Below are 24,074 nucleotides of genomic sequence, written 5' to 3'. Positions count from 1 at the left end.
CTAGGATTGCTTCGATATTCGGTGAAATTTAATAAATCACTTTCTTTAAAGTTTCTCAATATTAATCTATTTGTAATTACTTTATTAAACATCTTAGGTTATTTATTTTACTGTAATTATGGCACACCCAGAGGGACTCGAACCCCCGCATCCGCCTCCGGAGGGCGACGCTCTATCCAGTTAAGCTATGGGTGCAATGTCACTATATAATATAAGCAAAATAAGCAAATCTCTAGAGAGTATTTAAACTATTTATTATTTATAATAAAGTTTGGCTAAATTTTATAATTAATTGTGATTTGTGAATTGTATTTTTTTTAAAAAGTTTGATATTGTATAGGGATTGGGCTTTTTTTAAAATAGTTATTTCAGATATGTGGAAACATTCACCATTAAAAACAGTATTAATATTAGCACCTATAATCTTTTGTTGTGAGCTAGCAATGGAGTCATATATTCCAGTATTACCTATTATGGGGAAAAGTTTGCATACTACGCAATCTATGGCTCAGTTAACAGTATCGGTATTTTTGATAATTTCTGGTGTTGGTCAGCTAATTTTAGGTCCTTTATCAGATCAGATGGGTCGATATAAAGTAATTTTTATGTCTGCTATATTATTTCTATTTGGAACTTTATTTTGTGCATTATCACCGGGAGTGAAGTTTTTAATATTTTCAAGAGCTATTCAGGCTGTAGGAGCTTGTGGATTAAGTGTAGTGGCTTTTGTAATTATTCGAGATTCTTTCTCGGGTAAACAAAGCTCAATGGTATATAATCTAGTCGATGCAATAGTTTCGCTTTCTCCAATATTAGGTCCACCAATAGGTGTTACTTTTGCATTACTTTTCAACTGGCAATCTATATTTGTTTTTTTGTTTATTCTGTCTATAGTGATGCTCTTAATAATTATATTTTTTGTTAAAGAAAGCTTGCCTGTTGAAAGAAGGAAAAAATTCTCTCTTGATATTATTTATAGATATTGGACAGTATCTAAATCATTGCAGTTTTGGGCTTATTCTATATCCGCAGTATCAGGGATGTCTGCATTTTTGATATTTTTCACTATGATTCCATACATAATTATTTACTTGTCAGATCCTTATACAAAGATCTATATAATGTTTGGGTTTACTGGAATAGCTTATTTGATAGGTGCTGTTTTTGCTAGTTTTATAGTTAATCATTTAGGAGTTTTTAAGACTACAATAGTTGGTGTAGTATGTGTATTTATTGCGGGAATTTTATCTTTAGCATCTTACGTTGGTTTTGGTTTGAGCTTGTGGATGTTTTTTGCTCCTTGTTTCTTTGCAGCTTTTGGTTGTGCTATTGCTGCAGGTACAGGGGCTAGTGGTAGTATGGAGCCTTTTTTTGAAATAGCTGGAGTAGCTTCGGCAATGTTTGGTACAATGGAATTATCATTAAGTGCTATAGTTGTAGGTATAGCAATGTCATTTCCAGCGACATCAGCATTACCAATTGCTTTAACTATGCTTATTACATCGGCTTTTGCGTTATTTTTATTGATTATATTAAAGATTAAGAAAAAAAATCTTGATTAGATTTTATTACGATAGAGTATTAATAATAGTAGCAACTTTTAATGATTGATCCCAATCTATCGCATGACCTGAATCATTAAGGTAAATTACACTAACAGCATCTTTATTTTTTAAAGAAGAGATAGTTTTTTGAATATTGCCAATATGTTCTATCTGATCATTTTTTGATAAAAATATTACCGTAGGGGTTTTGATGTTGACAAAATTATTAATAGAAGTTTTATTTGAAACCCAATTATTTCGAGCTATTTTTTGTTTTGCATAAACTTCTTTGCTAGGGAAAAGTGTATTTATATTTAGATTTATAAATCTGGATTTTTCATTACTTAATTTATCAGGAGTGTACTGATATAGGTTATTCTCAAATACATAGTTATAAATATCATCATTATTTTTAAATTCTGGGGCTTTTTTAAATTTGGCATCATCTTTGAATTTTGTTGGAAGAGGAGGTGATATTAGAAAGATTTTTTTATATGACTTAGGGTTATCAAAAACTGTTTGGAGTGCTATGGTTGAGCCCATTGACCAACCTAGAAGATATGCTTCTTTTAAGTTCAACTTTTTAGTGAATACATTTGTATCATTAGCTAAATCAAAAATTGAGTAGCTTAAATTAGCTTTGTTTTGATCAGTGTTTATCCCTCTGTAATCAAGAATATAAAGATTATACTTATGAGATAACTTATCAATAAAATCTTTTGGCCAAAAATTAGCTGTAGTACCAATACCTGTTAGCATGATTAGATTGAGTTTGCTTTTAGAGTTATCAATTTGATAATAATGAATTTTATTTTTATTTATTTCAATTTGTTTGCTTTGTATATCCAAAGCAAAAAGTTTTGTTGAGAAAAGTATTATGGTTATTGATATAAAAATAAGTTTTTTCATACTTTAGGAGAGTTTTATATTAAAAAATTAATTAAATTTTAACAAAAAATAAAAAAAATTCTTGAAAAAGAATCTTTTGGCTCAATATCTATGGTTGCAAGTGCTTAGAACTTAAGGTTGTTCTAAGATGCAGATAAATTCAAAACTTTAAGAAAACAATAGTTAATTTAACAAAGGAGTAAGATTGTTATGAACATTCGTCCATTACAAGATAGAGTATTAGTACGCCGTGCAGAAGAAGAAACAAAATCTGCAGGTGGGATTATCTTAACAGGTATTGCTCAAGAAAAACCAAGTGAAGGTGAAGTTGTAGCTGTTGGTAACGGTAAGAAGCTAGAAAATGGAACTACACTACCTATGGATGTACAAGTTGGTGATAAAGTGCTATTTGGTAAATACTCAGGCAGTGAAGTAAAAGCTGGCGATGAGACTTTTCTTATGATGAGAGAAGAAGATATCATGGGTATTATTGGATAAAAAATGAGATTAGATAGGCTAAGAAAATTAGAGCTTGATTTTCTTGAGGTTTATCCTCAGGGATTTAACGATCCTGAGATGCAAAAGATTGCAAAGAAACATAATATAGATAAGCTATCTGAGTTGACTCAACAAGCCTTCTCAAATAGTAGCTCTATATCTGTAGATGCATTTCTTGAAGATATTGTAAGGATTGTATCAAGATCATCTATGGTATCGATATTTGAAAAACCTAAGTTTAAGGAATATATACATCACTTAGATGATATCCAGAAGCAGAAATTTTCAGAAGCCTTGATTAATCTGGTTACTAAACAACAAAAGAAAGGTTTTGAAGATCTTGTTGAGATGCTTAGTAAAGCTAAGCTTGCAAAATGGAGTTTAATAACAATATGTTTGTTTTATTTTAATCCTCAAAAAGAGGTGTTTATAAAGCCAACTGTTACTAAGGATGTTATTAGCTTTTTTGAAATACAAGATTTGGTTTACAAACCTACCCCTACATGGGAGTTTTATAAAAAATATAGGGATATCATTAATAGTATGAAGAAATCTGTAGATAAAAGTTTTACTACTAATAATGCTGCATTTACGGGTTTTATAATGATGTCTTTGAATAGTTTAAAGAAATAAAATAGAAAATTTAAAAAAACTCTAAGGAGAAATAAATATGGCTGCAAGACAAGTTTTATTTTCAGATGAAGCTCGTGCAAAAATGCTTGATGGCGTTAACACTTTAGCTAATGCTGTAAAAGTTACTTTAGGTCCTAAAGGTCGTAACGTTGTTTTAGACAAGTCATTTGGTGCACCAACTATCACTAAGGATGGTGTGTCTGTTGCAAAAGAGATCGAACTAGAAGATAAATTTGAGAATATGGGTGCTCAAATAGTTAAAGAAGTAGCATCAAAAACTGCTGATGTAGCAGGTGATGGTACAACTACAGCTACTGTACTTGCTCAGGCTTTACTTACAGAGGGCCTAAAAGCTGTTGCTGCAGGTATGAACCCAATGGATCTAAAAAGAGGTATCGATAAAGCAGCTGCTAAATTAGTAGAAGAACTAAAAGTACTTTCTAAGCCTTGTTCTGATGCTAAATCTATCGAACAGGTTGGTACTATTTCAGCTAACTCTGACTCTACAGTTGGTAAACTTATCGCTGAAGCTATGGCAAAAGTTGGCAAGGAAGGTGTAATCACTGTAGAAGAAGGCAAAGGTTTTGAAGATGAGCTTGATGTAGTTGAAGGTATGCAGTTTGATAGAGGTTATCTATCTCCATACTTTGCTACAAATCAAGAAAACATGACAACAGATTTAGAGAGTCCATATATCTTATTGGTTGATAAAAAGATCTCTAATATTCGTGACTTATTACCAATATTAGAAGGTGTTTCTAAGTCTGGTAAAGCTTTGTTAATCATTGCTGAAGATGTTGAGAGCGAAGCACTTGCTACTCTAGTTGTAAACAACATGCGTGGTGTAGTTAAAGTATGTGCTGTTAAAGCTCCAGGATTTGGTGATAGAAGAAAAGCTATGCTTGAAGATATAGCTATCTTAACTGGTGCTACTGTTATCTCAGAAGAGCTAGGTATGAAGCTTGAAGAAGCAGGTATGGAACATTTGGGAACTGCAAGTAGAGTACAAGTATCTAAAGATGATACTACAATCATCGATGGTGCTGGGGATAAAGAAGCTATTGCAAATAGAGTTTCTCAAATCAAAGCAAATGTAGCAGAAGCTACTTCTGACTATGATAAAGAAAAGCTACAAGAAAGATTAGCTAAGCTATCTGGTGGTGTTGCTGTGATCAAAGTAGGTGCTGTTACAGAAGCTGAGATGAAAGAGAAAAAAGACCGTGTTGATGATGCTCTACATGCCACTCGTGCAGCTGTAGAAGAAGGTATTGTTGCTGGTGGTGGTGTTGCTCTTATCAGAGCTCAAAAAGCACTAGACGGCTTAACTGGTGATAATGATGATCAAAACCATGGTATAGCTCTACTTAGAAAAGCAATCGAAGCACCTCTAAGACAGATCGTACAAAATGCTGGCGGTGAGTCTTCTGTAGTTGTAAATGAAGTGAAAGCTAAAGAAGACAATTATGGTTATAATGCAGCTAATGATACTTATGGTGATATGGTTGAGATGGGTATCTTAGATCCTACTAAAGTTACTCGTTCAGCTTTACAGCATGCAGCTTCAATTGCGGGTCTAATGATCACAACAGAAGCTATGGTTGCTGAGATCAAAGAAGATGCTCCTGCTATGCCTATGGGTGGCGGCATGGGCGGTATGCCAGGCATGATGTAAAATCATCGATATATTTCTATAAATTATCTTTCTCTTATATAAATATTTTTCAATTTACCTATAATAACTTTTATTCAATTTATAAAAATAAGAGTTATTTATGGGTTCAGTTTCTACTGATAATAAAGTTTTAGGCTTAAAAGATGTAACTATTATGGCAGTTACAGCCAATTTTGGTATTCGCTGGATACCTGTTGCGGCTTGTTTAGGAGCTTCAGCAATATTCTTCTGGATACTTGGTGCAGTAATGTTTTTCTTGCCACTTGTTGTTATTGCAGTCCAACTCTCAAAGAAGCATCCTGATGAAGGTGGTATTTACTCGTGGACTGTTAGAGCTTTGGGTGAAAAAGCTGGTTTTATGGTAGCTTGGCTATATTGGGTCAATACGGTATTTTATTATCCAGCTGTGCTTATTTTCTTAGCAACAAATTTTGCATACTTTATTGGTAGGCCTGATTTAGTAAGTAATCATTATTATATTACGATCGTAGTTTTAACAGCTTTTTGGTTAGTGACAATTGTTAGTTTTTATGGGTTAAAAGCAAATAAATACCTAGTTGATGTTGGTGGTGTTTTAGGTTCATTTTTACCTGCGATAGCAATTATTGTTTTAGGTCTTATCGCATACTTGATGGTAGGGCAAAGCGCAACAGATTTTTCCCTAGGAAATATCATACCTCATGATAATGTTTGGCATAATCTATCAACTTTGACAATTATTATGTTTGCAATGGCAGGTATTGAAATTATTCCAACTTTTGCAAATTCGGTAAAAGATGCTAAGCGTAATCTATATTACGGTCTAATGATTTCAGCTTTTATTTTATTAGGATTGTACATATTAGGAACAGTTGCTTTAAACTTAGTTGCCTCACCTGATACGATAAATAGTGCTTCGGGGCTTATGCAAGCTTTTGAAGTAATTGGTCAGAGATTTGGTTGGGATTGGTTTCCAAGATTGATGGCTTTTTTACTTACATTTGCTGAGCTTGCTGCAGTAAGTATCTGGCTTTTAGCTCCAGTAGTTATGTTTTTTAAATGCACACCAAAAGGAATACTTCCTGAATGGTTGCATAAGACTAATAAGCACGACTCTCCTAAAAATGCCTTAATATTTATGGGGATACTTGTAACGTTAATTGTTTTACTTACTAACTTTCTGCCATCAGTAAATTTAATGTATCAAGCCTTGATTCTTATGGCTACGGTACTTTATTTTATACCATATTTATATTTGGTAGTTGCCTATATTAAGCTTATGAATAATAGTTATAAATATATTCTAGGGACTTTAGTCTTTATATCAACTTCATTAGGAATTATCTTTAGTTTTCAGCCACCTGGAGATCTAAAAGGATTTTATGATCTTGCAATATATGAATTTGAACTAATTTTAGGGCCAATTATATTCATTATTATAGGTTGGGCTTTATATAAGTATAGAAAAAAATAAAAATTCTCAATAAGAAAACCTTTTATTTAAAATTGATAGTGTTTGTTAATTTTAAATAATAAGTGGTTTAGATAAAGCCTGTTAGTCTATTTGTACTAATGTTTTTTAATAAAGAGATGGTCGTGATTAAAAAAGCCTCTGTGTTACTTACTTGTTGTTTTGGTATAGTTTTTGCTAATCAGAAAATTGACTCTAATCATATGTTTGGAAATGTTGATCAAACTATTAATAAAGATATTGATAATGGTTTTGGAGGAGCTGTCTTAGTAGTTATAAAAAATGGTAAAGTTATAAAGCAGACAGCTTATGGATATCGAGATATGTTTAGACCAGAGTGTACGACAAATTTAGACTATAGCATTCCTACAAACTGTTATCTAAGTCAATTAGAAAGAACAGCAATGACTCTTGATACTAAGTTTGATTTAGCCTCTTTGACAAAAATTTATTCTATAGTATTTTCAATGATGCATTTGGTATATCAAGGTAAATTAGATATTAATAAACCAGTAGCTTTTTATATAGCGGACTATCCTTATAAGGACATTACTGTCAAACAGGTGGCTGAACATACGGCAGGCTTTGGACCTGAGGTGAATTTCTATAATAAAAATGATGTTATGTATAATGGTAAGACTGTGGAGCAAAATGGTTTTTATTCGCAAGATAGAGCAACAACGATAGATTTTATTACTGGTAGGGATGATAGTGGTAATAATCCAAATCATCTTATTGTTCCAAGAGAATATAATCCAGGTACAGAAAATATATATAGTGATACAGATTTTATACTATTAGGTGTGATTATTGAGAATATTGTAAATATGCCTTTGAATAAATATGTTGAGCAAGAAATATATCAGCCATTAGGAATACAACTGACTTACAATCCTTTGGATAAAGGTGTTAATATTAAGCAGATAGCCCAAACAGCTATAGGGAATTGGTCAGTTGATCAATATGGTTTAAAATTTCCTTATAACAATATGCGCGAGAATCCTATAAGAGGAAATGCTCATGATGAGAAAGTTTTTTATAGTATGGCAGGAGTATCTGGACATGCAGGCTTATTTGGAGATGTACAAGATTTAGAAGTTTTAGTTAAATTATTATTAAATGGAGGTAGTTATAATAATGTAACTTTATTTGATCAAGAAACTCTAGACTTATTTACATCCCCTGTAGGAACTGATGATACATATGGTATAGGATGGAGACTAGCAGGTAATAATAAGGCGATGACTTGGATGATGGGTGATTATGCGAGTAATAAGGCATATGGACATACTGGATTTACAGGTATGGTGACTGTTATAGATCCTAAAGAAAATTTAGGTGTTATTTTATTAACCGATAAGCTTCAAAGTCAGCAATTATCTAAAGGTAAGTTTGCTTCAACTAGTGATTATGTGACACCTAACTATGGCCCTATAATGACTATGGTGCAAGAAGATCTTCAAAAAGCTAATTAATATTTCCTTAAAATTTTATCAAGAATGCTTGTTGGCAATATTCTTTTAAGTATTGCCATAATCCATGTAGCTTTTGTTATATAGTATCTAGACTTAGGCTTATTAGAATTAATTATTTTTTCAACTACTTTAGCAACAGATAAGGCTGACTCATTAAAAGGCACTGGCTTATTTTGTCGAGCAAGTATTTTTTCATAATCGTCTTTATGAGCGGAGTTTTCATAATTAACATTCTTTATAGTTTTTATAGAATTTTCTCTAAATTTACTAGTTATAGGTCCTGTATTTAAACTAGTTATAAAAATATTTGAGCCTTGAAGCTCTAATCGCATGGTATCAGTTAGTCCCTCAATAGCGTATTTACTAGCATTATAAAAGCCACGATATTTCATTGAAACTAGACCTAAGACAGAGCTATGCTGGATTATCTTACCATAACCTTGTTTACGCATTATTTTCAAAGCTTTTACTGTGAGATAATGAAGTCCAAAAACATTAGTTTCAAACTGCTTTTTTAGGAATTTTGTTTCAATATCTTCTATAGCTCCTGCTTGACCATATCCTGCATTATTAAATACTACATCAAGAATACCATTTGTTTTGTTTAAGATATCTTCTATGGCATTATCAATACTTTGATAATCGATGACATCAATTAGGTACGCTTCAAAGCCTTCAGCATTTAGTATATCTACATCCTTTTGCTTTCTTGCTGATGCAAAAACTTGATACCCAAGCTCTTTAAGATGAACAGCTGTAGCATAACCTATGCCTCCGTGAGAGCAGCCTGTTATTAATATTGATTGTTTTTTCATATTTAAGTTATTTATTTTATAACTACTCGCTAGTTTAGTTTAAAATAGTAGTTATGTAAAACTTAGAGTTAGTATTAGATAGTTTAATTATGAACTATTCCAGGGCGCGTAAGCTTGTTAAATTAAAAAAATCTCTTGGTCAAACAAAAGGCCTTAGATTTATAGATGAAAAACTATTTAAAAAAACTTTATGGCGCCCAAGTTATGGTTCTGTAGCAAGAGCATTGATGATAGGTTTATTCTGGATGATGATTCCTATGCCTTTCCAGATGGTTCCAACAGTTATTATGAGTGTTTATCTAAGAGCAAACATTCCTATAGCTATAATATGTGTGTGGATTAGTAATCCAATTACATGGTTACCAATCTATTTTGCTAATTATATCTTTGGAAGTTTCTTACTAGGATTGAATATTAATATAGTAGATTGGCGAGCTTATGCAAATTATGTTATGCAAAATATTGAATATTTTTGGCGTCCATTATACTTAGGTAGTATTGTTGGTGGTTTAATATTAGGATCAATAGCGTTTTTACTAGTATATCTGATTAAATTTTTAAGAAGAGGTTAACTCTTTTTTTTTATAAGCTTCCCAAAGAGCTTATGTAGTAGTCCTTTTTGCTTATAACTAGGTTCTTCAATAGGTGTGAAGTTTTGCTTTTTCTTTAAGATTTTTACCTCTACTTCCTGTCCTTCTTCAGATTCTGTTTTGTCATGAGTGTTTTGTGTATGAAGATCTTTAATATTAACATATTTATTATCTTTGATTTCTAAATTCTCATTTTCATAAGATAGCTCAAGGTCTGCAGTCTTTGGAACATTCGATGGTTTGATCGAGAATTTGTTTGGTGATATTACATAAATATCATTTTCATTTTTTTGGATAAATCCTTGATCTGCTAGCATTCTACGATACTTATAAATTGTACTTTTAGATACACCAAAACTATCTGCTAACTTCGCAGGGCTAACATTGTTTTCTATAGCTTTCAAGATAGCTTTCTTGATATCTAGTTCTTTTGAAGCGGGGATTTTCATACTATATAGGAGCTCTCTCTGTCTAATGAATTATTATAGCGTAGCTTTTTGTCTTATACAACTTGTCCAGCTGCCCAACCAGATGCCCAAGCCCATTGAAAATTATAACCACCAAGCCATCCTGTGATATCAATAACCTCACCAATAAAGTAAAGTCCTTTAGCTTTATTTGATTCTAATGTTTTAGATGATAACTCATCACAGCTAATACCTCCTATAGTTACTTCAGCTGTGCGATATCCTTCGGTAGTTTGAGGATATATAATCCATTCGTGTAAGCTAGAGTGAATAGTGTTTATATCATCAATAGATAAGTCACAGACTCTTTTTTTTAATAAAATTTCTTCAAAAAATATAGCAACAAAATTTTTAGGAAATAGTTCTGATAATATATTTTTTACAAGAGACTTTGATCCTTGTATCTTTTTTTGATTTAGAAAATCATTAATTTGGGTATTTGGAGATAGATCAATCTTGATAGCCTCTCCAGTATTCCAGTATGATGATATTTGTAAAATAGCTGGACCACTTAAACCTTTATGTGTGAATAGAATATTCTCATCAAAAGATGCGTTATCATTTGAGACTCTACAAAAAATTGATATACCTTTTAGTGGACTAAATTTTTCTTGGTCTTTTGGACTAAATATAAATGGAACTAATCCTGCTCTTTGTTGATTAACTTTTAGGCCGAATTTTTTTGCAATCTTATAACCAAATCCAGTAGCTCCCATAGTTGGAATTGATAATCCACCTGTAGCAATAACAATAGATTCGCATGTGTAGTTATTATCTTGAGTAGTTATATAAAATAAATTGTCTTTTTTGACTATGTTTTCTACTGTTGTATACAGCTTTATCTGAGCATTATACTTTTTGCATTCATCTAAGAGCATATTTACTATATCTTTAGCTTTATTGTCACAAAAAAGTTGACCTAAAGTTTTCTCATGGAAAGGTATTTTATAGTTACTTACTAAGGATATGAAGTCCCACTGTGTATAGCGAGACAGAGCTGATTTCATAAAGTGTTGATTATCTGCTATATATCTATCAGGTGCAATATTATAATTAGTAAAATTACAACGTCCACCACCAGACATAAGTATTTTTTTGCCGACCTTATTAGCATGGTCTAGCACAAGGACATTACGATTTCTCTTTGCAGCCTCAATAGCACACATAAGCCCAGCAGCGCCTGCGCCGATTATTATTACATCGCGATGCAATTTATTTTCCATATAGTTTGTTTTATGAAATATAAGAGATATTATATAGAGAATAATAAGAAGATACTTTAATAAAATATAAAATTTAAGAAATTTTACGCACCATCAGAGTAAGCTATGCAGTCAGAAGGAACTTGAGATTGGGTTATGTCAACATTTGCTCCACCTATAAGACATTTCCACTCTAAGGAGCTACTACTATCCAGTGAATAAGGTTGTAAGTGAACACTTGATCCAGAAATAATATCACTAGTTGATATTCTAATTTCTCCTAAGGACACACTAGAGTTAGCATCTGGTTCTGTAGTAGCTAAGGTTCCTGTAGCTTCGATTGTAAAGGTGCCTGAACTACTAGGTAGTGCACTCCCATTACCTATAGCCTCAGCAATCTCCGCTTTGACTCCACCAAACTTGGAGATTTCACTTGAAAATTTAGCTCGAGTTGTATAGTTGCTATACATTGGTATGGCTATTGCTGCTAGTACTGCAATGATTGCGATAACAACCATTAACTCTACCAGAGAGAAGCCTCCTATTGATCTTTTCTTTTTCATGATATTTTACCTTCTATAGTTTTACTTAAAAATTTGAGATTACTCTCAAATCTATTAAGATACTAACATATTTGTTTTAAGTTTTTTAACAAATATTTTATATAAAAGATAAAACTTATATCTTAATTAAAATATGTGAAAAAAGTATTTTCGTATAAAAAAGAAGAAATATTATTACAAATTTATTTGTAATAATAATTTGAAATTAATATCTACCTTGTTGAATCATAGCTTCAGCTACTTTTTCAAAACCAGCTAAGTTAGCACCAGCAACTAGGTTATATCCAAGGTTATATTTGCTACTAGCAAACTTGCAGGCATTGAAGATGCTTGCCATGATTTGTTGTAATTTAGCTTCAACTTCTTCGGCTGTCCAAGATAAACGAGCAGAGTTCTGAGACATCTCTAAACCAGAAACAGCAACACCACCTGCGTTAGCAGCTTTACCTGGAGCTAGATTTATGCCTTTTTTCATTAAGAACTCGATAGCTTCATTAGTAGTAGGCATGTTAGAAGCTTCAACAACATATCTAACACCAGCTTCAATAAGTTTTTTAGCATCTTCTACATCTATTTCATTTTGAGTAGCTGCAGGGATAGCGATATCAGCTTTTATACCCCAAGGCTTTTCACCTGGATGCCAGCTAGCATTGAACTCTTTAGCATAATCTTGCATAGTTTTTTCACCATTACGGATTTTTAATAAGAATTCAATTTTTTCTTCTGTAGTGATACCTTCTGCATCATGAACGAAACCTTTTGAGCCAGAAATAGTAACAACTTTACCACCTAGTTGAGCAACTTTCTTACATACACCCCAAGCAACGTTACCATAACCAGAAGTTACTATAGTTTTACCTTCCATAGTTTCGCCATCATGCTTAAGCATTTCGTCTAAGAAGAAAACAGCACCATAACCAGTAGCTTCTGGACGAATTAAGCTTCCGCCAGACTCTAGAGATTTACCAGTTAGTACACCATTTTCAAAAGAGTTTCTTACTCTTCTATATTGACCGTACATATAGCCAATCTCTCTACCACCTACACCAATATCACCAGCAGGAACGTCTCTGTCTGGACCGATATGGCGTTGTAGTTCCATCATAAAGCTTTGACAGAAGTTCATGATTTCTTGCTCAGTTTTGCCTTTAGGATCAAAGTCAGCACCACCTTTACCACCACCCATAGGAAGTGTAGTTAAGCTGTTTTTGAAAACTTGCTCAAAGCCTAGGAATTTGATGATTCCAGAGTATACGCTTGGATGGAATCTGATACCGCCTTTGAAAGGACCTATAGCACCGTTGAACTGATATCTAAAACCTCTATTCACTTGAACATCACCATTTCTATCAATCCATGGTACTCTAAAAGAGATGCCTCTTTCTGGCTCAACCATACGTGCTAAAATATTTTCTTCAATATATTTAGGATTTTGTTCTAAAGCTGGTTTAAGAGTAGAGAATACTTCTTTTACTGCTTGAATAAATTCTTTTTCGTGACCATCTCTTTTTTCTACTTCAGCAATTACGCTATCAATGTATTTCTGAGCGTTCATCTATGCATCTCCTTTGTGAGTTTAAAATTTATAAGAATATTTATATGTAACAAAGCTCCTTTATTTATGTAAATAAAGGAATTTAGAGCGTATAAATATCCCATTCTAAGTTTAACTTAATCTTTGACTTGATAGTTTACAACTAACTAAGCCTAATTAATACGATTGTATAATATTTTTTTATTATTAAAAATCAAATAATTTGATTTTATATATAAAAAATTTATAAAGATTAAATTGGTTATTTATTCTCTGTTATTTGATATTTTTTTATAGACAAAAGAAGAATGAAAAATATAAGAGGAATACAATGTTTTGTTATATGATTAGTATAAGTAAAAATAGATTTATTAAAGATTGAAAAATGCAATATCAAAACGCATTAGAAATTATAAAGAGAGCTCAGCAGCTTATTGTCGTCGTAACAGAGAGTTGGCAAGATATAGAAGGGCGCTTATGGTTTTTTAATAAAAAGAATGATCATAATTGGTTAGCAGTTAAGTTAGGTATACCGATAGTGGTTGGTAAGAAAGGTCTAGCATGGGCAGATGATTCTTTTCAAAAGATAGCAGAAACTGATATAAAGCAAGAAGGTGATAATAAAGCTCCTGCAGGAGTTATGCAGATAGGTAAATCTTTTGGCTTTGGAGATAGAGATCTTAAAGATGCTGAATATGTAAATATAGCTACAGGAATTGAATGTATCGATGATAGTAATTCAAAATACTATAATCAGATAATAAATACTAATAAAGTAGAAAAAGATTGGCAATCTTCTGAAAAAATGTCAGAAATTCTATTATATAAATATGGGGTTGAAATTTTATATAATAAAAATCCTGCTAAGCCTAGGAAAGGCTCTTGTATCTTTATGCATGAATGGAGATCTCAAGAAGTAGGTACTGAAGGCTGTACTGCTATGGCACAAAAGGATATAAAAGATATTACACAACTACTAGACCTTAATAAAAATCCTGTATTAATTCAGCTACCAAAAGATATCTATGATAAATTACAAGAATTATGGTGTTTGCCAAATTTATTTCAAGGAAATTAAAATGAAAGATTATATTATTTTTGATAATGAAAAATTACTTAGTTATGTAAAAAACAATTCTTTAACAACACCATGTTATATTTATGATACTAAATTACTTGATGATACTTTTAGTAGGGCAAAAAAAGCATTAGATAAAAACTTTAAGAATGCAGAAATTCATTATGCAATAAAAGCGAATCACAATCCTAAAATTATAGATTTTGTTAAAAAATATGATATGGGTATAGATTGCGTAAGCGGCGGGGAAATAAAAAGAGCTCTAGAGCAAAAAGTTGATCCTAAACATATAGTATTTGCAGGGGTTGGTAAAGCTGACTGGGAAATTGAGTTAGCTATTAATTCAGATGTTTCTATTTTTAATTGTGAATCTCTAGAAGAAATAGAAATTGTTAATAGTATTGCTAAAAATAAGGGTAAACAAGTAAATATATGTCTGAGAGTAAATCCAAATATAAATGCTCAAACGCATCATTACATTAGTACTGGAGAGTTTGATGATAAGTTTGGTATTGCGTTTGTAGATATTATTAGGTGGTTAAATAAGGATTTTAAAAAGCTTAATAATGTTAATTTGGTTGGGTTGCATTATCATGTGGGTTCGCAAATTTTAAATTACCAAGTTTTTCAATCTTTAGCTATTGTGGCAAATGAACATATAAAGTTGTTGTATCAAAATAGTATTAATATAGAGCATATTAATTTTGGCGGCGGTTTAGGTATTGATTATGGGAATCCAGAACAAAATCCTATAGTAGATTTTGAGGATTTCTTTGCTAGATTTGCTAGGTTTTTTGAATACTGTAGTAACGTTAAGCTTCATTTTGAATTAGGTAGATCGTTAGTTGGCCAGTCTGGAGTACTTTTATCACAAGTATTGTTTAATAAAACCACTCAAGGGACAAATTTTGTTATAGTTGATGCTGGTATGACAGAGCTGATTAGACCAGCTCTTTATCAGGCAAAACATAAAATTGTTGGTCTTGTTGATGATACGGATGATAAACAGTATTATCATGTAGTGGGGCCTATTTGTGAGTCAAGTGATGTTTTTGCTAAACATTATTTATTGCCAAGATTAAAAAGAGGTGACTTAATTGGTATATATTCAGCAGGTGCTTATGGTAAAGTATTGGCCAGTGAATATAATTTGAGACCTGCTGTGCAGGAATATTTTATTTAAGGGTTACATTAATTATGAGTTTATCTAACAAAAAGATCTCAACGTTATCGCTAACAATGTTAAATATATCAGCGATAATTAGTTTAAGCTCGATAGCTTATATGGCTACAATTGGATTACAAAGTATCTTTTTTTATCTGATTGCTGCAATTACATTTTTGCTACCAACATCACTTATATGTGCTGAGCTTAGTAGTATGATTACTCAGAATAATGGCGGGATGTTTAGCTGGGTTAAAGCTGGATTAGGAGAGAAGGCTGGTGTGCTAGCTATGTGGTTAGAGTGGTTTAATAATGTAGTAGGATTTCCTAGCTCTGTTACAGCATTAATTGCGACATTCTCTTATATTGGTTTTCGAGGTTTTGCGGAGAATACTCATACAAGTGTTTCATTTTGGCTATTAATGGTTGTTGTTTTTATAGCTATAAGTTTATTTAACTGTTTACCTATGAGAAAAGTTGTAATTCTTAATATAGTTGGTGCTGTATTTGGAATGATAATACCTGGGATATTGTTAATATTAGGAGCTATTTATTTCTTGGTAAGTGGACAAAGTAATTTAGAATATCATGGAGTAGGTGATATCCTACCAGCTTTTTCTTTAGGAACATACGCTCTTTTAGTTAAGACATTATCTTCATATTCAGGTATTCAATCAGTAGCTTTTCATATGACAAATATTGAAAAACCAGAGAGAAATATTCCTAAATCTATACTGATAGCTACAGTTATAATTGTTTCTCTAACTATTTTAGCAACTATAGGGTTGGATATTATAATTCCTGTAAAAGATGTGAATGTCTTAAATGGTCTAATACAAGGTATCTCACAAGTTCTGAATATCATAGGCTTAGGGGGCGTTAAACCTCTAATAGTTGTAATGATAAGTATAGGTATGTTAGCAGCACTTAGTACATGGGTTTTAGGTCCTGCTCGAGGTATGCAGACCGCAGCAGAGCAACATCTTTTCCCTAAAATTATGGCAGGTAAGAATAGATTTAATATGCCTGTTAATATGCTTATGATTCAAATATGTATAGTTATAGTGCTATCAACAGCATTTTTGATAATGCCATCTGTTTATGCAGCATTTGCTTTATTGGTTGCTATTACTTCGCAATTTACGGTAGTGGCGTGGATTATGGTTTTTGTAGCAGCTATTCGTTTAAGGTTTACTAAACCAGATACTCATAGAGTATTTTATGTTGGTAAAAGAGGTTCTAACTGGTTATTGGTAACTATATCTGTAGTAGCTATATTTATGTGCGCATTAGGCTTTATTCTTGGGTTTTTCCCTCCAGGATTCTCTCATGTTACAGATATACTTCGTTATACTTCAATTCTGATTGTTGTTGATATAATAATTATTGCAATTCCACTTATATGGATTTGGCTACATAGAAAGAAAATTATGTAGGAGTTTGTAGTATTTATTTTTCTGATTCTAGCCTTAACAGAAATTCTTTCTTTTCTAATCCTCCTGTATAGCCACCAAGTTTACCATTGGTATTTATTACTCTATGGCAAGGTATAACTATAGGGAAGAGATTTTTACCATTAGCATTTGCAACAGCTCTAAATGTGGTTGGTTTACCTATATTTATAGCCTCTTGTTGATAGCTAATAGTTTTTCCATAAGGAATTTTTAATAACTCTTGCCAAACTTTTTTTTGAAATTCTGTTCCTGTTAATTTAAGAGGAATAGAAAAGTTCTGTAATTTCTTATTAAAGTATTTATCTAACTCAAGTTTAGTTTTTTCTAAAATATTATTTTTTTGAAAAGTTAATTTTGCAGAGTATGTCTTAAGTAGTTTTTCTATTGATTGGATTTTTGAGTCTTTTATATGACAGCAGGTATATAGATATTCATCATCAGCTATAGCTATTATTGTTCCAATAGGTGTGCTTATTTCTTGAATAAAAAAGCTATTTTTATAATTATCATTATTTATTTTCAGTAGCTTATTTTTTTGAATATCTTCTAACATATATGTGATTTATATAAGGTGCTATAGTTAGAATAATAGTTTACTTTATGAATATTCTCCAGTTTATAAGATGATTTCGCTTGATTGAATTAATAGGAGGATTTATATTCTTATAGGTAACTTATAAATATAAAGGAGTATAAAATGAAAAGTTTTATAAATAAGACGTTTGTAGGATTTATGGCAGGTTTGATTAGTGCAATGGTATTATATTTTGTTTTTACCTTTATTCGTCAGCAAGGTATTGAGCTTAATGATCAGTTTAAGTATACACTTTATCGATTGATGGTATGGGGAGGTGTATGGGCAATACTTTTTGCTTTACCATTATCTAAAAATATCTTTATCAAAAGCTCAATTATAGGTTTGGCAGTTATTTTCTTTAACTTTTTGGTTCTTATGCCATTATCAGGTAAAGGTTTTTTTGCATCAAATGCTGGTGTAGAAGTTTTTGTTATGAATATAGTATTTAATTACTTATGGGCATTATTAGCAGGATTTATTTATAAAATGGTTGCTACTGGTAAATAGTATAAACATGCTCAAGTACAAAATTATTAACTTTAGTCCGTTGGTTGAAGATTATTGTAATCTTCGCATAAAAACTGGTCTTAGTCCTAAATCTGTCAATGCAGAGAAGATCGCAATGAAAAATACATGGTATGGCATACATCTTAAAGATAAAAATAAAACCATAGGCATGGGAAGAATAGTTGGTGATGGAGGTTGTCATTTTCAGATAGTTGATATAGCTGTACTACCTGAATATCAAGGTGAAGGGCTAGGCAAAGTAATCATGGAATCATTAATGGACTATTATACTAAAAATGCTCCTAAGACATCCTATCTGAGTTTAATTGCAGATGGTGATGCTAAATATTTATACGAAAAATTTGGTTTTAAACCAACAGCACCCAAAAGTATAGGTATGTATTATCAAGATTCTAAAGTTCTAGATTAATAGTTTTTTTTAATATTCCTTGTATTTCATTAAATAAGCCTTATATCTACTATTAAGTAAATTTTAGAAAGATTAATTTTAATATATCTATAGAGTCTTATAAGATATATTTAAGAGAGTTTTAGGAGTTTAAAATATGGCAGATTATTATTCTTTACTTGGAGTAAGTAGGGATGCTTCGGAAGCTGAATTAAAAAAAGCGTATAGAAGATTAGCAAAGAAGTATCATCCAGATGTTAATAAAGAGAAAGGGGCAGAAGATAAGTTTAAGGAAATCCAAACAGCATATGATGTTTTAGGAGATAAAGAGAAAAGAAAACTCTATGATACATATGGAGAAAACTGGGATAAGGTTCAACAAGGAGGCTTTGGTGGCGGTCCTGGTGGTGGTTTTGGAGGATTCTCTCAAGGTGGAGGATCTCAAAGCTTTAATTTTGAAGATTTAGGTGATATTTTTGGCGATCTTTTTGGTGGTGGCGGTGGAGCTAGAGCTAGAGGCTTTGGTGGAGGTCAGCCAAGAGCTAGAAAAGGTGAAGATATAAATATATCCTTACGTTTAAATGTTGAAGATATTATAAAAGGTGGTAAGCGTTCGGTATCTTATAGTTATCAAGAAGCTGGAGCAAATGGTATGCCAACAATGCAACACAAAAGTGTTGATGTAAATATTCCAGCCGCTATAGGTAATGGTAAGAAACTACGAGTAAAAGGCAAAGGTAGTGCTGGTGTCGGTACAAATGCTCCATCAGGTGATTTATATATAAAAATAGAAGCGCTAGATCACAACAATTATAAGGTTGATGGTAATGATGTTTATGAGCATGTAAACATTGCACCATGGGAGGCAGCTCTGGGCACGACCTTAGAAATAGAAACACCTTATGGTAAGAAAAAAATGAAGGTGCCAGAGGGCAGTCAGTCAGGTCGTAAAATGCGTATAAAAGGCAAAGGCTTAGGAGACGGAGACTTCTATATAGTCTATGATGTTAAGCTACCACTTGCAGATACTGATGAGAAAAAAGAGTTCTATAAACAGATGCAAGAAAAAATGAACTTTGATCCAAGAGCTTAATTATTTTCTTTTTCGTCTTCTTCTATTTCCTATTTCCTATTTCGATTATAAAATAACTTGTAAGTATAAGTAGGCCACCAACAATAGTGGATAGATATATTTTCTCATCATTAATGATTCTACCGAAAATAGTGGCAAAAATAGGCTCAAATGAGAATATCACAGCTACTTCTGCCATGCTTAGATACTTTTGATATGTGTTCTGTAGGTAGTAACAAACGATAGTTGTAATTGCGCAGAAAGTTATAGATATCAGTAGAATATAGTTTAGATGTAGATACATTGATGGAATATCTGAAATTAGTGGGATGGGGATGCCAAAAATAATTTGTAATATGATAAGTAAACGTAAGTCTTTAAAAATTTCTGAATGATGATTTTTTCTAGTTTCATAGCTTAGATATACTACAGATATAGCATAAACAAGAGCACATAATATTGACCAAAGATATCCTATTGTGAAATTATTAAAACTAGCTCCAGAGAGAGCGTATATTCCTACTAATGATACACAAGATGCTATCACACTATATGTGGTTAAACGATCAAGTTTAAAAATACTACCAATAAAAGGAATCATAATAACACTTAAGGCAGTAAGAAACGCAGACTCGCTTGATGATACTGTATATAGTCCATGAGTTTGAAAGAAAAAGCTTAACCCTTCTAAAGAACCAAAAATTGCTCCGACTTTTAGTAAGTATTTCTTATGCTTAAAGTTAGATTTTATAATTATAGGTATAAAAAGTAAGCATGAGAGACTAAGCCTAAATGTTACAAATAACCCTGGTGAAATATATGCTAGGGAAATCTTTATAAGAGGAAAAGTCGCTCCCCAGAATATAGTAACTATAAAAAGAGCTAAGATAGCTTTTCTTTGAATATTCATAAATAGAGAAGTTTTGAAAATATGCAGATAGTTTGCAGAGGTTATCTGCTAAGATCAAGAAAGAAATTATAGATTAGATAGATTATTTTTTAGTAATGCGATATATACAATGTATATTAAGAGATAATATACTTAACATTTAAAAATAATCAATGCTAACTCAGTTTGAGTTTATTGTATTACCATGATGAATATGCACATGTTTTATTATTAGGATTGATCATTACATTAGTATTGTTATTTACGAAATTAAGAGCTTGTGGGCAATTATAAGTCCCTCTCCAGTCACTCCAGCTAACTACTAAGTTAGTTTTCCCTGATATGCCTTTTGTATTAGGGTTAGTCGTACCATTATATACTTTATTACTATCTGGTGATAAATAGTCAAAACCTTCAGAGGAGATATGAGGAGTAATCCCTATGTCACCAGATAAGTTAGTTATTTGAAGAGTATATGCTGATGATGACCCAGGATTAGTTGGAGTATCAGAATTGCTAGTCTCATTGGTATAATCTTCCATATTTTTACAATCTAGGTAATTCGTGTCACCCATATCAGTATCTAGCATTTCAGTATAACGCTCAAAATGGGCAATTCTACCATGGGCTTTTGCTTCAGCGTCACTCTTGCGATTTGTACCACATTCTATACCACCATTGATAATGTTTATAGTCATACCAAAGCCAACATCGCGACCTTTGTTTTTATCATTAGCACTAGGTTGCCATATACCAGTTATAGCATCATGAGCAGATGGCTTAGGAGGTTGAGGTGTCATCCAGAACCATAATGCAGATGTCCAACCGATCTTATTATCCTTAAGAACTAGGTCTGGATTGTTGATTAGGTCAATTTTATTTCCATTGGCAAAATGTTGATTATAGTAATCGCCAAACTGACCGTAGTTATAGTTCCAAGATAGTTGAACCATACCTCTACCATAATAAGATTTATTAGAGTTATATGAGTAGCTAGAGTATGGATCAGTGTAACGACAAGTATCTGCTAAAGGGTTATTTACACATGCTTGTTCTGCTGTAAAGCATAATCCCCATGCATATTGACCTCCTGGCGCTGTTGGCCAACCGCCTGTTGTTTCCTGTGATACATTTGCAAGGAATGCTGCTAACTCTCTTTTAGCAATTATAAGTTTATCATTTTCTGATAAAACTTTACCATCTATTGAATCTGGTAAGGCATTTGGGTTGGCAAAATCAGGGAATTCAGCAGCGGCGGCAATTAAGCCGTCATACAGGCCTCTAATACCATCAGTTTTTGCTATACAAGCATCAGCTGTAGCATTTGGGAACATAGCTTCAAATTCACTAAATGGTAGAAGCTCTTCTAATGTAGAATCAGCTTGTTGCTGCTTTTCAACCGTTAGATTGATACCTTGAGCAGTTTGATCTGCGACAAAAGAAGTAGGAGATACAGAGATCTCGTAGCCTTCAACAGAATCAACTGTAATAGTCCAAGTAGCACCATCTTTTGGAACTTGCATATCAATTATAGAGTTGTTAACTATAGCCAACTCCATAGACTCACCTTTCTCATTAGATAAAGTTAGAGTTGTTGTAGTGTTCTCAGGTAACTGATCACCACTTACAGTAATAGAAACATTCGTAGTAGGTACAGCCTCTTTTATGAAATCAACACTAATATCTGAAGAGTTATGATTATAAACAGTTACAGAGTATGCCTGACTAGGAGTATACTCATATCCATCTTGAGTAAATCTCGCTACTGTTAATGTATAAGTAACACCTTCATTAGTTGATGGAATATTCTCCAAAGTTGTTGAGTTGTTTACTTCAAGTTCACCACTGCCAACTTCATTACCTTCAGAGTCAGTAATAGTATAGGTGGTTTTTGGATTTCCCATAACATCTGCTATAGCATCAATTCTAATAGAACCTTCACCTTCTTCAACTGGTAAAGCTTCTTTTTCAAAGTTAACATTAATATTTGAGGAGTTGTGATTATAAACAGTCACTGGATATGCTTGGTTAGGTGTATAAGTATATCCATCTTCAATAAACTCATGTACTCTTAATGTATATGTATCTCCATTTTTAGATGAAGGGATGTCTTCTAAAGTTATAGATTTATTTACCTCAATATCGCCGACTTTAACTAATTTACCGTTATGGTCTTCAAGAGAGTAACGCGTAGTTGGGTTGCCCATAACATCTGCTTTAGTATTAACAATAATAGATCCTGTAGCTTCGGGATTTATAGTGTCTTTTTCAAAATTAATATTAACATCTGACACTTGATTATTACGAACATTAATAGTGTATGTATTCTGATTAGATGTATAGTTATGCTTACCTGTTGTGAAGTCATTAACAGTTAATGTGTAGTTAACTCCATTAATAGACGATGGAATACTCTTTAATGTAATAGAGCTATTTATTTTAAGATAGCCTTCACTAGCAATTTCTCCATCAGGGCTTGTAAGAGTATACGAAGTAGAAGTATTTCCTGAAACATCGGCTTTGGCATTGATTTTAATAGATCCCATTCCTTCTTGGATATTTTCGTATTTTATAGAAACTGATTGGCTACCTTGATTACTAAGTTTAAATGAGGAAGGACTAGCTGAGCCAATAGCTCCATCAATAGAAGGAACTTTTATAGTAATGCTTTCTATAGAATTATCAAGAGGTACTTCTAATTTAGTAGTAGAACCCCACTGAGCATTTGTTAGTTCAGCTAATGCCTTACCATTACTGTTGAGAACTAGAACAGTAGCTAATTTATCAGAGATTATAAAATCAGGTTTGGCTGGGATTGCTACAGATACTGTTCCTTGATATGTTTCTTGGTTTACCAGCTCCCAAGCAGATTCCCAACTTTGACCGCTACCTGGTCTATACATATACGATGAGCCAGAACATTGTGAAGGAGATACGCAACGATAAAGTTTACCATTATCACCTTTAACAATATCGCCAGTATTATAGCTTTGTCCAACTACATAACTAGGATAGCCTGTTGGCGTTGGCGTTGGCGTTGGCGTTGGCGTTGGCGTTGGCGTTGGCGTTGGCGTAGGAGTTGGCGTTGGCGTTGGCGTAGGAGTTGGCGTAGGAGTTGGCGTAGGAGTTGGCGTAGGAGTTGGCGTAGGCGTAGGAGTTGGCGTAGGCGTAGGAGTTACAGGTTCACCTTTTTTAACAAACCATGCATCACTACCATAAGTTCCACTTGGTCTATAAGCAGCTTGTTGACACCATCCAGATTCTGGCCATGTTTTACATTGGTATGTTTTACCATTATCTGTTACTACAGATCCAGCAACGTAAGTTGATAGATCAGATTCTGACCATGCATCAGCTGCATTTGCTATAGAAAAAGATCCTATCCCTATAAGCGAGCATACTAAAAATGGAGTTAGTTTTAATTTACTTTTCATTATTTACCCTTTGTTTGTTTATTATTGGTTTACTTTAGTTTTAAAAAAATACTCTTAGGCTTTATATAATAAACCTATTACAAAAGACTGTTGAATTAATATCCCAAATTGTTAGATATATTTTGTAAAATACAGATGTTACAGATATTAGTATTTTA

Annotated in this window: 22 protein-coding genes and 1 tRNA gene; 13 read left to right on the top strand and 10 right to left on the bottom strand. The window is 32.5% G+C overall.

Annotated elements, in window-relative coordinates:
• Nucleotides 1-119: 119 nt before the first annotated feature.
• Nucleotides 120-195: transfer RNA gene (locus R8535_RS07055), tRNA-Arg, on the bottom strand.
• Nucleotides 196-374: 179 nt separating this feature from the next.
• Here R8535_RS07055 and R8535_RS07050 point away from each other — a divergent pair.
• Nucleotides 375-1,562, top strand: a complete 1,188-nt coding sequence (locus R8535_RS07050) for a multidrug effflux MFS transporter (RefSeq protein ID WP_329497806.1) — start codon at nt 375-377, stop codon at nt 1,560-1,562.
• A gap of 6 nt (nt 1,563-1,568) precedes the next feature.
• On the opposite strand, the gene R8535_RS07045 is transcribed toward R8535_RS07050, so the two are convergent.
• Complete coding sequence (locus tag R8535_RS07045; RefSeq protein ID WP_329497807.1) at nt 1,569-2,453, bottom strand: alpha/beta fold hydrolase; 885 nt, start codon at nt 2,451-2,453, stop codon at nt 1,569-1,571.
• A gap of 189 nt (nt 2,454-2,642) precedes the next feature.
• Between R8535_RS07045 and R8535_RS07040 the strand changes: the two genes are divergently transcribed.
• From R8535_RS07040 to R8535_RS07020, 5 genes are all read left to right on the top strand, one after another.
• Nucleotides 2,643-2,930: a co-chaperone GroES gene (locus tag R8535_RS07040; RefSeq protein WP_329497808.1), complete on the top strand. Its 288-nt coding sequence runs from the start codon at nt 2,643-2,645 to the stop codon at nt 2,928-2,930.
• A 3-nt stretch (nt 2,931-2,933) separates the two neighbouring features.
• Nucleotides 2,934-3,563, top strand: a complete 630-nt coding sequence (locus R8535_RS07035; protein WP_329497809.1) for a hypothetical protein — start codon at nt 2,934-2,936, stop codon at nt 3,561-3,563.
• 37 nt (nt 3,564-3,600) lie between these two features.
• Nucleotides 3,601-5,235: a chaperonin GroEL gene (gene groL, locus R8535_RS07030; RefSeq protein ID WP_329497810.1), complete on the top strand. Its 1,635-nt coding sequence runs from the start codon at nt 3,601-3,603 to the stop codon at nt 5,233-5,235.
• Nucleotides 5,236-5,335: 100 nt separating this feature from the next.
• Nucleotides 5,336-6,688 carry an APC family permease gene (locus R8535_RS07025; protein ID WP_329497811.1) on the top strand — a complete coding sequence of 451 codons (1,353 nt, stop codon included), beginning with the start codon at nt 5,336-5,338 and terminating at the stop codon, nt 6,686-6,688.
• A 122-nt stretch (nt 6,689-6,810) separates the two neighbouring features.
• Nucleotides 6,811-8,160 carry a serine hydrolase gene (locus tag R8535_RS07020; RefSeq protein WP_329497813.1) on the top strand — a complete coding sequence of 450 codons (1,350 nt, stop codon included), beginning with the start codon at nt 6,811-6,813 and terminating at the stop codon, nt 8,158-8,160.
• Here R8535_RS07020 and R8535_RS07015 read toward each other — a convergent pair.
• Nucleotides 8,157-8,975 (bottom strand): SDR family NAD(P)-dependent oxidoreductase, encoded by an 819-nt coding sequence (locus R8535_RS07015; protein WP_329497815.1) that lies wholly within the window; start codon nt 8,973-8,975, stop codon nt 8,157-8,159. The two genes, R8535_RS07020 and R8535_RS07015, sit on opposite strands and share 4 nt — an antisense overlap.
• An 89-nt stretch (nt 8,976-9,064) precedes the next feature.
• Between R8535_RS07015 and R8535_RS07010 the strand changes: the two genes are divergently transcribed.
• Nucleotides 9,065-9,547, top strand: a complete 483-nt coding sequence (locus R8535_RS07010; RefSeq protein WP_329497817.1) for a DUF2062 domain-containing protein — start codon at nt 9,065-9,067, stop codon at nt 9,545-9,547.
• Here R8535_RS07010 and R8535_RS07005 read toward each other — a convergent pair.
• From R8535_RS07005 to gdhA, 4 genes are all read right to left on the bottom strand, one after another.
• Nucleotides 9,544-10,014 carry an HTH domain-containing protein gene (locus R8535_RS07005; RefSeq protein ID WP_329497819.1) on the bottom strand — a complete coding sequence of 157 codons (471 nt, stop codon included), beginning with the start codon at nt 10,012-10,014 and terminating at the stop codon, nt 9,544-9,546. The genes R8535_RS07010 and R8535_RS07005 overlap by 4 nt on opposite strands.
• 53 nt (nt 10,015-10,067) lie before the next feature.
• Complete coding sequence (locus R8535_RS07000) at nt 10,068-11,255, bottom strand: NAD(P)/FAD-dependent oxidoreductase (RefSeq protein WP_329497821.1); 1,188 nt, start codon at nt 11,253-11,255, stop codon at nt 10,068-10,070.
• 83 nt (nt 11,256-11,338) lie between these two features.
• Nucleotides 11,339-11,797: a pilin gene (locus tag R8535_RS06995; RefSeq protein WP_329497823.1), complete on the bottom strand. Its 459-nt coding sequence runs from the start codon at nt 11,795-11,797 to the stop codon at nt 11,339-11,341.
• A 205-nt stretch (nt 11,798-12,002) separates the two neighbouring features.
• Nucleotides 12,003-13,352, bottom strand: a complete 1,350-nt coding sequence (gene gdhA, locus R8535_RS06990; RefSeq protein ID WP_329497824.1) for an NADP-specific glutamate dehydrogenase — start codon at nt 13,350-13,352, stop codon at nt 12,003-12,005.
• A gap of 364 nt (nt 13,353-13,716) precedes the next feature.
• Between gdhA and R8535_RS06985 the strand changes: the two genes are divergently transcribed.
• The 3 genes from R8535_RS06985 to R8535_RS06975 are packed head-to-tail and all read left to right on the top strand — an operon-like array spanning nt 13,717 to nt 17,010.
• Complete coding sequence (locus R8535_RS06985; protein ID WP_329497827.1) at nt 13,717-14,409, top strand: L,D-transpeptidase family protein; 693 nt, start codon at nt 13,717-13,719, stop codon at nt 14,407-14,409.
• A 1-nt stretch (nt 14,410) separates the two neighbouring features.
• A complete protein-coding gene (gene lysA / locus R8535_RS06980) occupies nt 14,411-15,592 on the top strand; it encodes a diaminopimelate decarboxylase (RefSeq protein ID WP_329497829.1) in 1,182 nt (393 codons plus the stop codon).
• A gap of 14 nt (nt 15,593-15,606) precedes the next feature.
• Nucleotides 15,607-17,010, top strand: a complete 1,404-nt coding sequence (locus R8535_RS06975; RefSeq protein ID WP_329497831.1) for an APC family permease — start codon at nt 15,607-15,609, stop codon at nt 17,008-17,010.
• 13 nt (nt 17,011-17,023) lie between these two features.
• Here the strand turns inward: R8535_RS06975 and R8535_RS06970 are convergent, their stop codons facing one another.
• Nucleotides 17,024-17,581 carry a methylated-DNA--[protein]-cysteine S-methyltransferase gene (locus tag R8535_RS06970; protein WP_329497833.1) on the bottom strand — a complete coding sequence of 186 codons (558 nt, stop codon included), beginning with the start codon at nt 17,579-17,581 and terminating at the stop codon, nt 17,024-17,026.
• A gap of 144 nt (nt 17,582-17,725) precedes the next feature.
• On the opposite strand from R8535_RS06970, the gene R8535_RS06965 reads away from it, so the two are divergent.
• The 3 genes from R8535_RS06965 to R8535_RS06955 all read left to right on the top strand — a co-directional run bounded on the left by R8535_RS06965 (nt 17,726) and on the right by R8535_RS06955 (nt 19,614).
• Nucleotides 17,726-18,112 carry a membrane lipoprotein gene (locus tag R8535_RS06965; protein WP_329497834.1) on the top strand — a complete coding sequence of 129 codons (387 nt, stop codon included), beginning with the start codon at nt 17,726-17,728 and terminating at the stop codon, nt 18,110-18,112.
• 7 nt (nt 18,113-18,119) lie between these two features.
• Nucleotides 18,120-18,542, top strand: a complete 423-nt coding sequence (locus tag R8535_RS06960; protein ID WP_329497835.1) for a GNAT family N-acetyltransferase — start codon at nt 18,120-18,122, stop codon at nt 18,540-18,542.
• Nucleotides 18,543-18,678: 136 nt separating this feature from the next.
• The gene (locus R8535_RS06955) at nt 18,679-19,614 is read left to right on the top strand and encodes a DnaJ C-terminal domain-containing protein (RefSeq protein WP_329497837.1); all 936 of its coding nucleotides are present in this window, start codon (nt 18,679-18,681) and stop codon (nt 19,612-19,614) included.
• A gap of 22 nt (nt 19,615-19,636) precedes the next feature.
• Here the strand turns inward: R8535_RS06955 and R8535_RS06950 are convergent, their stop codons facing one another.
• Nucleotides 19,637-20,503, bottom strand: a complete 867-nt coding sequence (locus R8535_RS06950) for a DMT family transporter (RefSeq protein WP_329497838.1) — start codon at nt 20,501-20,503, stop codon at nt 19,637-19,639.
• A 179-nt stretch (nt 20,504-20,682) separates the two neighbouring features.
• The gene (locus tag R8535_RS06945; protein ID WP_329497840.1) at nt 20,683-23,916 is read right to left on the bottom strand and encodes a glycoside hydrolase family 19 protein; all 3,234 of its coding nucleotides are present in this window, start codon (nt 23,914-23,916) and stop codon (nt 20,683-20,685) included.
• Nucleotides 23,917-24,074 lie beyond the last annotated feature (158 nt).

Source organism: Francisella sp. 19S2-4 (assembly GCF_036281795.1).
In the GTDB taxonomy this organism is placed as follows: domain Bacteria; phylum Pseudomonadota; class Gammaproteobacteria; order Francisellales; family Francisellaceae; genus Francisella.
The sequence above is the reverse complement of the archived record's forward strand: the minus strand, read 5'-3'. Positions and strand labels throughout refer to the sequence as shown.

Coding starts and splice junctions, on each gene's coding strand:
- R8535_RS07050 (WP_329497806.1), top strand. CDS start 375: ATGTGGAAACATTCACCATTAAAAACAGTATTAATATTAGCACCTATA.
- R8535_RS07045 (WP_329497807.1), bottom strand. CDS start 2,453: ATGAAAAAACTTATTTTTATATCAATAACCATAATACTTTTCTCAACA.
- R8535_RS07040 (WP_329497808.1), top strand. CDS start 2,643: ATGAACATTCGTCCATTACAAGATAGAGTATTAGTACGCCGTGCAGAA.
- R8535_RS07035 (WP_329497809.1), top strand. CDS start 2,934: ATGAGATTAGATAGGCTAAGAAAATTAGAGCTTGATTTTCTTGAGGTT.
- groL (WP_329497810.1), top strand. CDS start 3,601: ATGGCTGCAAGACAAGTTTTATTTTCAGATGAAGCTCGTGCAAAAATG.
- R8535_RS07025 (WP_329497811.1), top strand. CDS start 5,336: ATGGGTTCAGTTTCTACTGATAATAAAGTTTTAGGCTTAAAAGATGTA.
- R8535_RS07015 (WP_329497815.1), bottom strand. CDS start 8,975: ATGAAAAAACAATCAATATTAATAACAGGCTGCTCTCACGGAGGCATA.
- R8535_RS07010 (WP_329497817.1), top strand. CDS start 9,065: ATGAACTATTCCAGGGCGCGTAAGCTTGTTAAATTAAAAAAATCTCTT.
- R8535_RS07005 (WP_329497819.1), bottom strand. CDS start 10,014: ATGAAAATCCCCGCTTCAAAAGAACTAGATATCAAGAAAGCTATCTTG.
- R8535_RS07000 (WP_329497821.1), bottom strand. CDS start 11,255: ATGGAAAATAAATTGCATCGCGATGTAATAATAATCGGCGCAGGCGCT.
- R8535_RS06995 (WP_329497823.1), bottom strand. CDS start 11,797: ATGAAAAAGAAAAGATCAATAGGAGGCTTCTCTCTGGTAGAGTTAATG.
- gdhA (WP_329497824.1), bottom strand. CDS start 13,352: ATGAACGCTCAGAAATACATTGATAGCGTAATTGCTGAAGTAGAAAAA.
- R8535_RS06985 (WP_329497827.1), top strand. CDS start 13,717: ATGCAATATCAAAACGCATTAGAAATTATAAAGAGAGCTCAGCAGCTT.
- lysA (WP_329497829.1), top strand. CDS start 14,411: ATGAAAGATTATATTATTTTTGATAATGAAAAATTACTTAGTTATGTA.
- R8535_RS06975 (WP_329497831.1), top strand. CDS start 15,607: ATGAGTTTATCTAACAAAAAGATCTCAACGTTATCGCTAACAATGTTA.
- R8535_RS06970 (WP_329497833.1), bottom strand. CDS start 17,581: ATGTTAGAAGATATTCAAAAAAATAAGCTACTGAAAATAAATAATGAT.
- R8535_RS06965 (WP_329497834.1), top strand. CDS start 17,726: ATGAAAAGTTTTATAAATAAGACGTTTGTAGGATTTATGGCAGGTTTG.
- R8535_RS06960 (WP_329497835.1), top strand. CDS start 18,120: ATGCTCAAGTACAAAATTATTAACTTTAGTCCGTTGGTTGAAGATTAT.
- R8535_RS06955 (WP_329497837.1), top strand. CDS start 18,679: ATGGCAGATTATTATTCTTTACTTGGAGTAAGTAGGGATGCTTCGGAA.
- R8535_RS06950 (WP_329497838.1), bottom strand. CDS start 20,503: ATGAATATTCAAAGAAAAGCTATCTTAGCTCTTTTTATAGTTACTATA.
- R8535_RS06945 (WP_329497840.1), bottom strand. CDS start 23,916: ATGAAAAGTAAATTAAAACTAACTCCATTTTTAGTATGCTCGCTTATA.